We start from the raw sequence: 15,152 nt of genomic DNA, 5'->3' as shown, positions 1-15,152 counted from the left end.
AGCAAGAAGCAAGAAAATGCGCAAGAAGAAAAATCTTTGTTCTTTTATCTTGATTCTTTCTTCTTAAAAATAAAGAAGAATGAAATTCGATATAAATACAATAACAAGAGAAAACGTAAAATCACTAAAGCCGTATTCGTCTGCACGAGATGAGTTTGAAGATTTTGATACAGCTGAAATGATTTTTCTGGATGCCAATGAAAATCCGTTTCAAAATGGAGTAAACCGTTATCCAGACCCGCAGCAAAACTCAGTTAAAGCGATTTTGGCTAAAAACAATAATACGAAACAAAGTCAGATTTTGCTGGGAAATGGAAGTGACGAAGTTTTAGATTTGCTTTTTAGAGCTTTCTGTGAACCGAAAAAAGACAATATTATTTCTCTGCCTCCAACATACGGAATGTATGGTGTTTTAGCAAATATCAATGCTGTAGAAAACAGAGAAGTTCTGTTGACAACAGATTTTCAGCCTCAAGTTGAAAAGATTTTAGAAGCGGTTGATGAGAATACCAAAATTATCTTTTTATGCTCGCCCAACAATCCAACTGGGAATTCATTTTCAGACGAAAGCATAGTAAAATTACTTCAAAATTTTAAAGGTTTAGTTGTGATTGATGAAGCTTACATTGATTTTTCGGATAAAGAAAGTTGGCTGACAGAAATTGACGAATACCCTAATTTGGTGATTACACAAACGCTTTCTAAAGCTTATGGTTTAGCTGGAATTCGTTTAGGGATCTGTTATGCTTCTGAAGCTGTGATTTCGATTTTAAATAAAATTAAACCGCCTTATAACGTAAACGAATTAACACAACAAAGAGCGAAAGAGCGATTAAAAGATTCAGAAAAAATTAAGCAAGAAATTACTTCAATTATTGAACAAAGAGAAGAATTGCTTAAAGTTTTACTTGAAGTGAGTTTTGTTGAAAAAGTATATCCAACAGAAGCCAATTTTATATTAGCAAAAGTTGATAATGCGAATAAAAGATATGATCAGTTAATTGAAAAAGGAATTGTAATTAGAAACCGAACTACACAACCTTTATGCGAAAATTGTCTTCGTTTTACAATTGGAACAAAAGAAGAAAACGCTGTTGTAATTAGAGAATTGAAGTTGTTGAATTAAAAAATATAGCCACAGATTATATAGATTAAAAGGATTTTTTATTCTGTTTGTGTTTAATTTTTTTGCCACGAATTACACGAATTACACGAATTTACACGAATTTACACGAACTGAATTAGTGAAATTTGTGTAATTCGTGGCAAAATGAAACCATTTTAATCCTTTTAATTTGTGGCAAAACAAAAAAATATGAAAAAAGTACTTTTTATCGATCGCGATGGAACGATCGTTTTAGAACCTGAAAATTACCAATTAGACAGCTTGGATAAACTGGAATTTTATCCAAAAGCTTTTCAATATTTGGCTAAAATCGCAAGCGAATTAGATTACGAACTTGCAATGGTAACCAATCAGGACGGATTAGGAACCGATAGTTTTCCTGAAGATACGTTTTGGCCAACTCAGAATTTTATTCTAAAAGCTTTTGAAAACGAAGGAGTTGTTTTTGACGAGATTTTCGTTGATAGAACTTTTCCAGAAGAAAACGCGCCTACACGCAAACCAAGAACTGGAATGTTGACAAAATATTTGAATAATCCGGAATATGATTTAGAAAATTCTTTTGTTTTGGGAGATCGTTTAACTGATGTGGAATTGGCTAAAAATCTTGGCGCAAAAGCCATTTTTATGAATGATACGGATGGCGCTGGAAGCAATGAAATTTCAGCTAAACGTGAAGAATTGAACGTAACAATTGCTCTACAAACGATGGATTGGAAAAAAATCTATGAGTTTTTGAAACTAGAAGCGCGTTCAGCATCAATTACAAGAAAAACTAACGAAACGGATATTTATATCAATCTAAATCTTGATGGAACAGGAAAAAGCAAAATAGACACCGGAATTGCTTTTTTTGACCACATGTTAGACCAAATCTCACGTCACGGTCAAATGGATTTAGAAATCACTGTAAAAGGGGATTTAGAAGTTGATGAACATCATACAATCGAAGATACCGCAATTGCTCTTGGAGAAGTTTTTGCCAAAGCCCTAGGAAACAAATTAGGAATCGAGCGTTACGGATTCTGCCTTCCAATGGATGATTGTTTAGCGCAAGCAGCAATTGATTTTGGAGGAAGAAATTGGCTGATTTGGGAAACCGAATTTAAACGTGAAATGGTTGGGAAAATGCCAACAGAAATGTTTTATCACTTCTTCAAATCGTTTACAGACGGCGCAAAAGCAAATTTAAATATCAAAGCAGAAGGAATCAACGAACATCATAAAATCGAAGCAATTTTTAAAGCTTTCGCAAAAGCGATAAAAGTTGCCGTAAAAAGAGATACCGAAAAAATGATTTTGCCTTCGACGAAAGGAATGCTTTAAGAAGTTTAAAATTGTTTCAGGTTTCATGTTTCAAGTTCATTGGAGTAACTTGAAACATGAAACTTGAAACCTGAAACAAAAAGTTAATGAAAATAGTAATTATAAATTACGGAGCAGGAAATATTCAGAGCATTATGTTTGCTATTGAAAGATTAGGTTTTAAAGCTGTTTTGAGTAATAATCCGGAAGAGATTAAATCGGCTGATAAAGTGATTTTTCCTGGCGTAGGCGAAGCGAGTTCGGCGATGACTAAACTTCGTGAAAGCGGTTTGGATAGTTTGATTCCGCAATTGAAACAGCCAGTTTTGGGAATTTGCCTGGGAATGCAATTAATGTGTAATAAAACAGAAGAAGGAAATACAAAAGGTCTTGGGATTTTTGATGTGGATGTTTTGAAATTTTCTAGCAATGTAAAAGTTCCTCAAATGGGGTGGAATCAGATTTATAATTTAAAAACCGATTTGTTTAAAGGTATTTCTGAAAATGAATTCATGTATTTGGTTCATAGTTTTTATGCGCCAAATTGCGAATATGCTGTTGCTAAAACAAATTATGACGTAGAATACGCATCGGCATTACAAAAAGATAATTTTTATGGAACTCAATTTCACCCAGAAAAAAGCGGTGATGTTGGAGAAAAGATTCTAGGTAATTTTTTAAAAATGTAAAATTTCAATACCAAAAATCAATATCAATCTAAATATCAATTTTTAAGAATCAAAAAGACTTTATGACTTTCGACTTTCAAACTTTAAGACTAAAATAAAATGAGAATAATACCAGCCATAGATATCATTGAAGGAAAATGCGTTCGTTTGTCCAAAGGTGATTATGATACCAAAATAATTTACAATGAGAATCCGCTTGAAGTGGCAAAATCATTTGAAGCACACGGAATTGAATATCTGCATTTAGTAGATCTTGACGGTGCAAAATCAAGCAAAATTGTCAATTATAAAATATTAGAACAAATCGCTACGCAAACAAGCTTAAAAATTGATTTTGGTGGCGGTTTAAAATCGGATGACGATTTGAGAATTGCTTTTGAAAGTGGTGCAAATCAAATTACTGGCGGAAGTATTGCTGTAAAAAACAGAGCAATTTTCGAAAAATGGATTTCAGAATATGGTTCAGAAAAAATCATTTTAGGCGCTGATGCGAAAAACGAAAAAATTGCGGTTTCTGGTTGGTTAGAAGAATCAAATGAAGATTTGATTCCTTTTGTTAAAGATTATATGAAAAAGGGAATTGAATATGTAATTTGCACTGATATTGCCAAAGATGGAATGCTTCAAGGACCAAGTTTTGATTTGTATAAAAAAATGTTAGAACAAGGAACGGTAATAACAGACAATAAAACAATTCTTAGAAACATAAAGCTAATCGCTTCAGGAGGAATTTCAACGTTTGATGAATTGCCAAAACTTGCTGAATTAGGCTGTGAAGGAACAATCATCGGAAAAGCGATTTATGAAGGAAGAATTACATTAAAGCAACTTGAAAACTATATTTTAAATAAATAGATATTCCGCAAAGTTGCACAAAGCAAAACGCAAAGATTCATAAAATTTTGCGTAGCTCTGAGAATCTTTGCGAATCTCTGTGAAACAACAAATAAAAATGTTAGCAAAAAGAATAATACCTTGCTTGGATATAAAGAACGGAAGAACAGTAAAAGGCGTTAATTTCGTTGATTTGCGCGATGCGGGAGATCCTGTGGAATTGGCTGAGATTTACTCCGCTGAAGGCGCAGACGAATTGGTTTTCTTGGATATTTCGGCAACAGAAGAAAGACGCAAAACCCTTGTGAATATGGTGCGAAGCGTTGCAGAGAAAATCAATATTCCTTTTACAGTTGGCGGTGGAATTTCATCTGTAGAAGATGTTGATATTCTGCTAAATAATGGGGCTGATAAAGTTTCAATTAATTCATCGGCAGTAAAAAATCCGCAGTTAATCAATGATTTGGCTCAGAAGTTTGGAAGTCAATGTGTTGTGGTTGCAATCGATGCTAAACAAATCGACGGACAATGGATTGTACATTTAGTTGGCGGAAAAGTACCAACTGAATTGAATTTATTCGACTGGGCTATTGAAGTGGCAGAACGCGGAGCAGGAGAAATTCTTTTTACTTCAATGGACAATGACGGCACTAAAAATGGTTTTGCAAACGAAGCTCTGGCTAAACTTTCAGAATTGGTAAATATCCCGATTATTGCTTCTGGAGGAGCCGGAAATATCCAGCATTTTGTTGATTCGTTTAAAGAAGGAAAAGCAGACGCGGCTTTAGCAGCAAGTGTTTTTCACTTCAAAGAAATCGAAATCAAAGCGTTGAAACAAGAATTAAGAAATAATAATATTGAAGTTCGATTATAGTTTTTACTTTAAGACTTTGGACTTTATAACTTTAGAATAAAATTATGGAAATAGATATCAAAAGCGCTCACGGATTAATTCCGGCAATAATTCAAGATTCAGAAACAAAAAATGTTCTGATGCTGGGTTATATGAATGAAGAATCGCTTCAAAAGACAATAGAAACACAAAAAGTAACTTTCTTTAGCCGTTCCAAGCAAAGACTTTGGACAAAGGGCGAGGAGAGTGGTAACTTTTTAAATTTAGTCAGCATTAAAAATGATTGTGATGGCGATACGCTTTTGATCCAAGCAAAACCAGTCGGGCCAACTTGTCACACTGGTGCAGATACTTGCTGGCAAGAACCAAATGAGGCAAATTATGGGTTTATTTCGCAATTAGAAAACACGATTAAAACCAGAAGAGAAAACGCTGATTCTGAGAAAAGTTATGTGGCTTCTTTATTTGAAAAGGGAATCAATAAAATTGCTCAGAAAGTAGGTGAAGAAGCGGTAGAAGTGGTAATTGAAGCAAAAGATAATAACGACGAGTTGTTCCTTAGCGAAAGCGCCGATTTATTGTTTCATTATTTAATTCTGCTTCAAGCAAAAGGATATCAATTGAATGATGTTGTGGAAGTTTTGAAGAAACGTCAGAAATAAAAATATTTTGTTTCAAGTTTCAAGTTCCATGGGATAACTTGAAACTTGAAACAAACTAGACTCACTCCATAAACTCAAAAACAGCAAACTCTTCTGGCTGATGAAATCCAAATACTAAACTCTTATAAGGTTGTAAAGCAAGATATTCGGTTGTGTTACCGTAATCAATTCTAAAAGTATTTCCTTTCCATTTTGTTCCGACTTTAGGTTTCGAAAAACCTCCGTTTTCAATATTTTTCAGACTAGAAAACGGAATTTTAATTTCAACTGTATAGCCTTCAGGAGTTATTTTGCTTACAGATTCCAAACCTTTTATATCAAAATCCATTGCCGTATTCCAGCCTCCACATTCTGGCGAAATGCATTTTAAAAGCAAATCGTAGTTTGTGGAAAATGCATTTACGCCAATTTCTACATAATTTTGGCCGTCTCCATCGGGATCTAGGAAAATTTCAACTAAATCATCGGTGTTAAATATTTGAAAGTCTTTTGTTTGTTGTATTCCAATGATTTTAGAATCAGTAGAATTAAAAGCAATGTAAAGATTTTCATTATTCCATAAAAGAGAGACAAAGGTTTTCTGAGTGGCTTTTTCTTCTGTATTATGAATCACAAATGGGCCTAAAAAGGTTTATCCCAATCAGATAAATTACCGTCAATTCTTATTTTATTGTTGGCTTTATAGACAGGGATGTTTTGTGAATTTGCAGCTATCGAAAACATCATAATTAAAAAGAAAACAAGCTTATTCAAATTCATACACATGAAATCTAAAATTTTGAAAGCACTAAAATAGAGAAGAATAATCAATTTTGACGCTGTTTATTGATATTGAAATGATAATTTTTCAAAAAAAATAATTCGAATGTTTACATTTGTTGAAGATTAAGCTGGTTTAATTGCCTAATTATTTCAAATTTATAAATAATGAAAAAATACTTTGGTGGCGTAGTTTTCGCCTTTTTGGTTGGTTTTAGTGCCAATGCTCAAGGACTTTTAAATAAGTCAGAAACTGTATTTACACATCAGGATACTTTGCGTGGAAGCATCACAAAAGAAAGAGCTTGGTGGGATTTAAAATATTATCACCTTGATGTAAAAGTGAATCCGAAAGAAAAGTCAATTTCAGGTTCTAATACAGTTCGTTACACTGTTTTAACAGAAAACAACCGTATGCAGATCGATTTGCAGCAACCAATGAATATTACCAAAGTAACGCAGAACGGAAAAGAGTTAAAGTTTGAAAGAGACGGAAACGCATTTTTCATCACTTTAAACGAAAAACAAAAAGTTGGCGATACAAAAGAGATAGTAGTTTCTTTTAGCGGAAAACCTAAAGAAGCTGTTAAAGCACCATGGGATGGTGGTTTTTCTTGGAAAAAAGATAAAAACGGAAAAGATTTTATTGCTACATCTTGTCAAGGTTTAGGCGCGAGCGTTTGGTGGCCTTGCAAGGATCATATGTATGATGAAGTAGAAAATATGTTAATCAGCGTGAATGTTCCTGGAGACTTAACGGAAGTTTCTAACGGAAGATTGCAAAGTGTTAAAAAAGAAAAAGACGGAACTAAAACTTTCAACTGGTACGTTTCAAATCCTATCAATAATTACGGAGTAAATATTAATATTGGTGATTACGTTAATTTCTCAGAAGTTTTTAAAGGCGAAAAAGGAAATTTAGACTGTAATTATTATGTACTAAAAGACAATCTTGCTTTGGCAAAAGAGCAGTTTAAAGATGCTCCTAGAATGTTAAAAGCTTTTGAAAACTGGTTTGGACCTTATCCATTCTATGAGGACAGTTATAAATTGGTTGAAGTTCCATATTTAGGAATGGAGCACCAAAGCTCTGTAACTTATGGAAATCAGTATAAAAATGGTTATTTAGGACGTGACTTAAGTGGAACAGGCTGGGGATTAAAGTTTGATTTTATCATCATTCACGAATCTGGGCACGAGTGGTATGCTAATAATATTACGTACAAGGATATCGCTGATATGTGGGTTCATGAGAGTTTTACGAACTATTCTGAAAGTCTTTTTGTGGAGTATTATTATGGAAGAAATGCTGGGGCAGAGTACGTAATTGGATGCAGAAAAAATATTCAAAATGATAAACCAATTATCGGACATTATGATGTAAACAATGAAGGATCTGGAGATATGTATTCAAAAGGTGCAAATATGCTTCATATGATTCGTCAGATTATCAATGATGATGCAAAATGGAAATCGATTTTGAGAGGTATGAATAAAACTTTTTATCATCAAACCGTTACAGGAAAGCAGATTCAGGATTATATTAATGAACAATCTGGAATTAATTTTAACAGAGTTTTTGCTCAATATTTAACAACAACTCAAATTCCGGTATTTGAATATATGTTTAAAAATGGAACTTTCGGATATCATTGGACTAACTGTGTTTCTAAATTTGATATGCCAGTGAGAGTAAAATTGAATGGTGTTGAAACTTGGCTGAAACCAACTACAGAATGGCAATCAGTAAAAACAGATAATGAAGACAGAAAACTAGAGGTTGATAAAGATTTCTATGTTGCGACTTCAAATATTGTAGAATAGGTTTTAATAATCCATTTTAAAAATGACATACAAAGTATTTTTAAGTTTAACGAGCGCAGTATTAATTTCTTGTCTGTCTAAGGGCACAAATAAAAATAGTACTTTGATAGATACAAAAGATACTGTTGTAGTTCGTCAGGATTTTAAAAAATATTTTGATTCGTGTGGTGTTACAGGTTCAATTGCTATTTATGATAACGTAAAGCACAAATGGATTCTGTCTGATAAAGATGCGGGTAATATACAAACATTGCCAGCATCTACTTTTAAGATCGCCAATCTGCTTATTGCGCTTGAAACAAAAACAATAAGTAGTGAGAATGATATAGTAAAGTGGATTGGTAAAACGGATACTGTAAAGTACGGCTATAGACCAGAAATTTATCATGATATGACGGTAAAGGAAGCTTTTAAAGTTTCTGCTGGATGGGTATTTGTAGAGCTAGCAAAGAAAATTGGTAAGCAGAATTACGAAAAGTATTTGCGGTTATGCGATTACGGAAATGTTAATTTCTCTCAAGAAGATGCCGATTTTTGGAACTTTGGAGATTTTGGAATTTCCACGATTAATCAAGTTGAATTTCTAAAGAAACTATACGATGAGAAGTTGCCGTTTTCAAAAAGAAATATTCAGATAGTAAAAAAAGTAATGTTAAGCGATGAAGGCCCTGATTATAAAGTTTATTCAAAAACCGGATGGACCAGAGAAAAAGGTGTTAATATTGGCTGGTGGGTAGGTTATGTTGAAAAAGAAGGTAGAAGTTACTTTTTTGCTACCAGACTTTTGCAGGATAGAAATAATAACAGAAGTGATTTTGGAAGTTGCCGAAAAGATATTACTAAAAAAGTATTTAAAGAATTGCAAATTTGTAATTTCTAGAATTCATTAAAAAAAAACAAACCCGATAGACCTGAAATCTCAAGACTATCGGGTTTTTTATTTTTACACATAATTTGTCATTTCTCTTTTCAGTCGAAATGATAAAAAGGTCGGAAAACTATTGCTTTCAGACCTTTTTTATTAAAACTTTAAAGCCTATCGATTATTCAACTTTGCCTTTTCCTTTATAATATCAGCAATTTTTCTGTTTTCAATTTTGCTTTCGAGCCACGAAATAATGTCAAGATACAAGAAAGCCCTTTTTTCGTAAGTGTTTTTTTCAAGTTCTACAAAACGAGCATGCATTTTCTTAAATTCCTTTTTAATATCGGCAGGGTAGAAGTTGTTTAGATTTCTTAAAAACTTAATAATCTCCTTTTGAACCTCGTGCAAGTCGTTCATTTTCAATAAAAACTTATAGGTACTCTTCAGATGATTTTCTAAATAATAATCTTTTCCAATTTCATAATGTGCAATCAGAGATAATAATCTTGCAAAGCACATTAAATCTTCACGCATTGTCAAGTTTTTATTGTTGATGATCTTATCTAAATAATTGATGCATTCGTTGTATTTTTCGTTACCAAAATAAATAGAAGCAATTTTATAGAAGAACAACATTTCGTGATGCTCATCAAGATGTTCGCTGTGCAATTTAAGTTTGCTTAAAATTTCAGGAATCAAATATTCGCTTTCTGCAAAAGTTCCTTCTAAGATATGCAGATTTAATTTGTTGTTATATACATATAAGAAAGAAAGTGATGCTAGATTATCATTCACAGGAAATTTAGGATCTGCAATGGTTTCTTCTAAAAGATTCAAGTACTTTTTGAAGTTCGATTTATATTTAAGCATATAAAGCGATTCTAAGAAATAATGATTCCCTTTTAAGAAAAACACAGGATTCAGATAAATCATATTTGGATTATCATAAAAAAGCTGAACCCATTTGTAAGCAAATTTATAACTAGCCAAGAAATCTTGCACTAAGAAGCTTCGCCAAAGATTAGCGTTATAAAACCAGTATTTCTCGCGGAAACCAAATTTGCTTTCGTCAAGTTTTGAAATATGCCTGTTAAAATAGTCGTCTATATATTTGTACTCATCATCACTTTTAACGTAACCAGTTTTTAACATGATTCCGTATAGCTGAAGTGATAAATTAGACAGTTTGCTTGAAATCGTATTTCTATAGTTTAATTCTTTGGCCTGAACAACCAATTCGTCAGCGCGTCCTTGAATACTTCGTGTGATGTATTGCGATTCAATAAGTTTTTCGAATTCAACAATCTCATACGCCATATATTTTTCGTCATTCTCTAAAGCTTGCTGTTTTGTTTTGTCTAGAATTTTCAAACTCTGCTTGTATAATCCCTTATTATAAAGAATAACAGCAAAATCCATTTGTTCGCGAAGCTGATAACGAATATTCTGGCTAGGAATATTTAATCTTATACTGACAAGAATTTGTTTGTATAAGTATGATTTTAAGTTAGATAACTGCACTTTTTGGATAGTGCCACTTTTAAGAATGAGTTTTTCATCGTAAACTTCAGATTTATCTAAAATATTGAATAGTTCGATAAATTTTGTGTTTGAACTCGTTTCTAATCGGCTTGCAAAAATTTTAAACTGCCTTTTTTCTGATTTCGAAAGTGATTTGATTAGAACAAATAAGAAATCTTTTTGATGGTTAGCCATTGTAAAAAATAATAATATAACTTATTGATTATAAGTTAGTTAATAAGGTATAAAACGTTTTATAAACAGTATAATTTCATTAAAATGAATTTCATACTGTAATAGTACAATATATATTTGTTATCAAGATGTGAAATTACATTAAATAAATGAATATGAATAGAGAGAAAGTTCAAATTTTTGACACCACATTGCGAGATGGTGAACAAGTTCCAGGATGCAAGTTAGATACTAAACAGAAATTAGTTATCGCAGAACGACTAGACAAAATGGGAGTTGACATTATCGAAGCAGGCTTTCCTGTGTCAAGTCCAGGCGATTTTTTATCGGTCTCTGAGATTTGTAAAATTGTAGAAAATGCAACCGTCTGCGGACTAACAAGAGCCGTAAAAAATGACATTGATGTTGCGGCAGCTGCCTTAAAGCATGCTAAGAAACCTAGAATCCATACTGGAATCGGAACTTCAGAATCTCATATACTCCACAAATTACAAACTACGCCTGAAGATATTATTGCAAGAGCAAAATTTGCTGTATCACATGCTAAATCTTATGTAGAAGATGTTGAATTCTACGCAGAAGATGCGGGTAGAACAGATAATGCGTTCTTAGCTAAAGTTTGTGAAGAAGTTATTAAATCTGGAGCAACTGTATTAAATATTCCTGATACTACTGGATATTGTCTTCCAGAAGAATACGGAGCAAAAATTAAATATTTAAAAGAAAACGTTAAAGGAATCGAAAACGTAATTCTTTCATGCCACTGTCATAATGATTTAGGAATGGCAACTGCAAACTCAATCGCAGGGGCTATAAATGGAGCAAGACAAATAGAGTGTACTATTAATGGTATTGGTGAAAGAGCTGGAAACACTGCACTTGAAGAAGTGGTTATGATTTTTAAACAACATCCTTACTTAAATTTAGATACAAACATCAATACGAGAGAATTAAACGAAATGAGCCGTTTGGTTTCTGAAAGTATGGGAATGATTGTACAGCCAAATAAGGCGATTGTTGGAGCAAATGCTTTTGCCCACAGTTCTGGAATTCATCAAGATGGTGTAATCAAAAACAGAGCAACTTACGAAATCATGGATCCGTTAGACGTCGGAGTAAATGAATCTTCAATCATTTTGACAGCAAGAAGCGGAAGAGCTGCTTTGGCTTACCGTGCTAAAAAAGTAGGTTACGAATTAACAAAAGTACAGTTGGATATCGTTTACATCGAATTCTTGAAATTCGCTGATATTAAAAAAGAAGTTGTAGACGCAGATATTCACCAAATTATTGAAGCTTCTAAAATAGAAGGAGATTTAATCAGAAACTAAATATTTCAAAATAAGAATTTTAAGGAACAATAAGGATTTAAAGACATAAATAGCGAGAGATTATGAATTTAAAAATTGCAGTTTTACCAGGAGATGGAATTGGACCTGAAGTAATATTACAAGCTAAGAAAGCTTTGTACGCCATTGGCGAAGTGTATAATCATGAATTTGTTTTTGAAGAAGCGCTGATGGGAGCGGTTGCTATCGATAAAACAGGAAATCCTTTGCCGGAACAAACTTTAAATCTGTGTTTAAATACAGATGCAGTTTTACTTGGTGCGATAGGAGATCCTAAATACGATAACAACCCAAATGCAAAGGTTCGTCCGGAACAAGGATTATTGAAACTGCGAAAAGAATTAGGATTGTTTGCTAATATTCGTCCTATAAAACCTTATAAAGCCTTAATTGAATCTTCTCCTTTAAAAAGAGAAATTATTGAAGGAGCTGATTTTACCATTTTTAGAGAATTGACAGGTGGAGCTTACTTTGGTACAAAAACACTTAATGAAGAAGGAACACATGCTTCAGATTTATGTGAATATTCAGAAGAAGAAATTACACGAATAGCACATTTAGCTTTTCAATCGGCACAAAAGCGACGCAAAAAGCTAACAATGGTGGATAAAGCAAATGTTTTGGAGACTTCAAGATTATGGAGAAAAGTAGTTCAGAAAGTGAGCGAAGAGTATTCAGATGTCAAGCTTGATTTCTTATTTGTGGATAATGCTGCAATGCAGTTAATCTTAAATCCGAAACAGTTTGATGTGATTTTGACTGAGAACTTATTTGGAGATATTTTATCTGATGAAGCTAGTGTAATTACAGGTTCAATAGGTTTATTGCCATCAGTATCTTTAGGAGAGAAAAATGCTTTGTTTGAGCCAATTCACGGATCATATCCGCAGGCAAAAGGAAAAAATATTGCAAATCCGATTGCTTCAATTTTAGCGGCAGCGCTTTTGTTAGAACATTTTGGATTAACTAAAGAAGCTCATGTAATTTATAAAGCGGTAGAAAAAGCAATTGAATACAAAGTAGTTACAGTTGATTTGAAACCAGATTCAAAATTTGGAACAAACGAAGTAGGAGAGTTCGTTTCTAATTTTATTTTCAGCAAAGATGATTTGCTGTATTTCAATAATGACAATGTAAGTATTGGGCAATCTACAATTGTTTAATATTTTTTGTTAAAATGTGAAGATAATCACAAGAAGTATTGTAAATGTTGAGATTTTATTTTTTTACTTCCAGAAGTTTGTTTACTTTTGTGACACTAAAAAAGAAAAGATGCAAATCTCAATTATTATTACTTCTGTCGTTGTTGTCAATGTGATTCACACATCTGCATCGGGAATGTTATAAATATAATTGAAAGACTATATTACAAACCTTCCAAATACTGGAAGGTTTTTTTTTGAATAAAACTAAAAATTAATAAAAATAATAATGGAATTAAATAAGTACAGCAAGACCATCACACAAGATCAAACACAGCCTGCGGCGCAAGCGATGTTGTACGGAATTGGTTTAACTGAAGAAGATTTAAAGAAAGCACAAGTTGGTATTGTGAGCATGGGTTACGATGGTAACACTTGCAATATGCACTTGAACGATTTAGCAAAAGATGTTAAAAAAGGTGTTTGGGATGCAGATCTTGTCGGACTTATTTTTAATACCATTGGTGTCAGTGACGGTATTTCTAACGGTACTGAAGGTATGCGTTACTCGCTGGTTTCTAGAGATGTAATTGCAGATTCTATTGAAACTGTTGCCGGAGCACAATGGTATGACAGTATTATTGCAATTCCTGGTTGTGATAAAAATATGCCTGGAGCATTAATTGCAATGGGAAGATTAAACCGTCCATCAATGATGATCTACGGTGGTTCTATTCACTCTGGAAAATGGAAAGGAGAATCTTTAAACATTGTTTCTGCTTTTGAAGCTTTAGGAAAAAAAGTAAAAGGCGAAATTACTCCAGAAGATTTTAAAGGTGTTATTCAGAATGCTTGTCCTGGAGCTGGTGCTTGCGGTGGTATGTATACTGCAAATACAATGTCTTCTGCAATTGAAGCATTAGGTATGAGTCTGCCTTATAGTTCTTCAAACCCTGCTTTGAGCCAAGAAAAAAGAGACGAATGTCTTGAAGCTGGAAAAGCAATCAAAATATTATTAGAAAAAGATATCAAGCCAAGAGACATTATGACTCGTAAGGCTTTTGAAAATGCTATTACAATTGTAGCTGTTTTAGGAGGTTCTACAAATGCGGTTATGCACTTAATTGCAATGGCTCACTCAGTTGGAATTACAATCACTTTAGATGATTTTCAAGCGATTAATGACAGAACACCAGTATTGGCAGACATGAAGCCAAGTGGTAAGTACATGATGGAAGACATTCACGAAGTTGGAGGTATTCCAGCAGTTATGAAATACTTATTGAAAGTAGGACTTATTCACGGAGACTGTTTAACAGTAACAGGAAAAACAGTGGCTGAAAATTTAGCTTCAACTCCAGATTTACAAGATGGACAAGAAGTTATTCATGAAATTCAAAAAGCATTAAAACCAACAGGAAATATTCAGGTATTGTACGGAAATCTAGCTTCTGAAGGTGCTGTAGCAAAAATCAGCGGAAAAGAAGGAGAATATTTCGAAGGACCAGCTGTTGTATTTGAAGGTGAATTTGAAGTAATTCCAGGTCTTCAAGCCGGAAAAATTAAACCAGGTAATGTAGTCGTCATCAGGGGTTGTGGGCCAAAAGGTGGTCCGGGAATGCCTGAAATGCTGAAGCCTACATCTGCGATTATTGGAGCTGGATTAGGAAGCAGTTGTGCACTAATCACAGACGGTAGATTCTCGGGCGGTTCGCACGGTTTCGTGGTAGGTCACGTTACACCAGAAGCATATGACGGTGGTGGTATTGCGTTAGTAAAAGATGGAGATTTAATCGCTATTGATGCTGTAAAAAACACAATCGACTTAAAAATTTCTAACGAAGAATTTGCAGCTCGTAAAGCGGCTTGGGTTCAACCAGCGCTGAAAGTTGACAGAGGGGTTTTGCTTAAATATGCAAGATCAGTATCAAGCGCTTCTACAGGTTGCGTTACCGATAATTAATTTAGAATTAAAATTAAACAGTAAAATACCAAATAGCCAAAATCTAATCCAAAACCAACTTATTC

At 33.4% G+C, this 15,152-nt stretch carries 13 protein-coding genes; 11 read left to right on the top strand and 2 right to left on the bottom strand.

Features of this window, described 5'->3' with window-relative positions; genetic code table 11:
• The first annotated feature begins 79 nt into the window (after positions 1 to 79).
• From hisC to hisIE, 6 genes are all read left to right on the top strand, one after another.
• Entirely contained in the window at positions 80 to 1,126 is a 1,047-nt protein-coding gene (hisC, locus tag AC5ZCW_RS00840) for a histidinol-phosphate transaminase (RefSeq protein WP_496117279.1), read from the top strand.
• Between the two features lie 189 nt (positions 1,127 to 1,315).
• Positions 1,316 to 2,452 carry a bifunctional histidinol-phosphatase/imidazoleglycerol-phosphate dehydratase HisB gene (gene hisB / locus AC5ZCW_RS00835; protein ID WP_496117277.1) on the top strand — a complete coding sequence of 379 codons (1,137 nt, stop codon included), beginning with the start codon at positions 1,316 to 1,318 and terminating at the stop codon, positions 2,450 to 2,452.
• Positions 2,453 to 2,538: 86 nt separating this feature from the next.
• Positions 2,539 to 3,120, top strand: a complete 582-nt coding sequence (gene hisH, locus AC5ZCW_RS00830) for an imidazole glycerol phosphate synthase subunit HisH (protein WP_496117275.1) — start codon at positions 2,539 to 2,541, stop codon at positions 3,118 to 3,120.
• A gap of 99 nt (positions 3,121 to 3,219) precedes the next feature.
• Complete coding sequence (gene hisA, locus AC5ZCW_RS00825; RefSeq protein WP_496117273.1) at positions 3,220 to 3,975, top strand: 1-(5-phosphoribosyl)-5-[(5-phosphoribosylamino)methylideneamino]imidazole-4-carboxamide isomerase; 756 nt, start codon at positions 3,220 to 3,222, stop codon at positions 3,973 to 3,975.
• A gap of 97 nt (positions 3,976 to 4,072) precedes the next feature.
• Positions 4,073 to 4,828: an imidazole glycerol phosphate synthase subunit HisF gene (hisF, locus tag AC5ZCW_RS00820; protein ID WP_496117271.1), complete on the top strand. Its 756-nt coding sequence runs from the start codon at positions 4,073 to 4,075 to the stop codon at positions 4,826 to 4,828.
• Between the two features lie 44 nt (positions 4,829 to 4,872).
• Positions 4,873 to 5,469 carry a bifunctional phosphoribosyl-AMP cyclohydrolase/phosphoribosyl-ATP diphosphatase HisIE gene (gene hisIE, locus AC5ZCW_RS00815; protein ID WP_496117269.1) on the top strand — a complete coding sequence of 199 codons (597 nt, stop codon included), beginning with the start codon at positions 4,873 to 4,875 and terminating at the stop codon, positions 5,467 to 5,469.
• A 61-nt stretch (positions 5,470 to 5,530) separates the two neighbouring features.
• Here hisIE and AC5ZCW_RS00810 read toward each other — a convergent pair whose 3' ends face one another.
• The gene (locus AC5ZCW_RS00810; RefSeq protein ID WP_496117267.1) at positions 5,531 to 6,082 is read right to left on the bottom strand and encodes a carbohydrate-binding family 9-like protein; all 552 of its coding nucleotides are present in this window, start codon (positions 6,080 to 6,082) and stop codon (positions 5,531 to 5,533) included.
• Between the two features lie 314 nt (positions 6,083 to 6,396).
• Between AC5ZCW_RS00810 and AC5ZCW_RS00805 the strand changes: the two genes are divergently transcribed.
• Positions 6,397 to 8,052 (top strand): M1 family metallopeptidase, encoded by a 1,656-nt coding sequence (locus tag AC5ZCW_RS00805; RefSeq protein WP_496117265.1) that lies wholly within the window; start codon positions 6,397 to 6,399, stop codon positions 8,050 to 8,052.
• A gap of 22 nt (positions 8,053 to 8,074) precedes the next feature.
• Positions 8,075 to 8,932 (top strand): penicillin-binding transpeptidase domain-containing protein, encoded by an 858-nt coding sequence (locus AC5ZCW_RS00800; protein ID WP_496117263.1) that lies wholly within the window; start codon positions 8,075 to 8,077, stop codon positions 8,930 to 8,932.
• A gap of 156 nt (positions 8,933 to 9,088) precedes the next feature.
• Here AC5ZCW_RS00800 and AC5ZCW_RS00795 read toward each other — a convergent pair whose 3' ends face one another.
• Positions 9,089 to 10,633 (bottom strand): hypothetical protein, encoded by a 1,545-nt coding sequence (locus tag AC5ZCW_RS00795; RefSeq protein ID WP_496117262.1) that lies wholly within the window; start codon positions 10,631 to 10,633, stop codon positions 9,089 to 9,091.
• A gap of 155 nt (positions 10,634 to 10,788) precedes the next feature.
• Here AC5ZCW_RS00795 and AC5ZCW_RS00790 point away from each other — a divergent pair, with 155 nt between their 5' ends.
• The 3 genes from AC5ZCW_RS00790 (at position 10,789) to ilvD (ending at position 15,087) form a co-directional block, all read left to right on the top strand.
• The gene (locus AC5ZCW_RS00790; protein WP_343544128.1) at positions 10,789 to 11,964 is read left to right on the top strand and encodes a 2-isopropylmalate synthase; all 1,176 of its coding nucleotides are present in this window, start codon (positions 10,789 to 10,791) and stop codon (positions 11,962 to 11,964) included.
• A 62-nt stretch (positions 11,965 to 12,026) separates the two neighbouring features.
• The gene (leuB, locus tag AC5ZCW_RS00785) at positions 12,027 to 13,145 is read left to right on the top strand and encodes a 3-isopropylmalate dehydrogenase (RefSeq protein WP_286968267.1); all 1,119 of its coding nucleotides are present in this window, start codon (positions 12,027 to 12,029) and stop codon (positions 13,143 to 13,145) included.
• 268 nt (positions 13,146 to 13,413) lie between these two features.
• The gene (ilvD, locus tag AC5ZCW_RS00780; RefSeq protein ID WP_496117259.1) at positions 13,414 to 15,087 is read left to right on the top strand and encodes a dihydroxy-acid dehydratase; all 1,674 of its coding nucleotides are present in this window, start codon (positions 13,414 to 13,416) and stop codon (positions 15,085 to 15,087) included.
• Positions 15,088 to 15,152: the final 65 nt, after the last annotated feature.

Source organism: Flavobacterium sp. PLA-DH12 (assembly GCF_059511845.1).
This window is presented reverse-complemented; position numbering and strand designations above follow the sequence as displayed.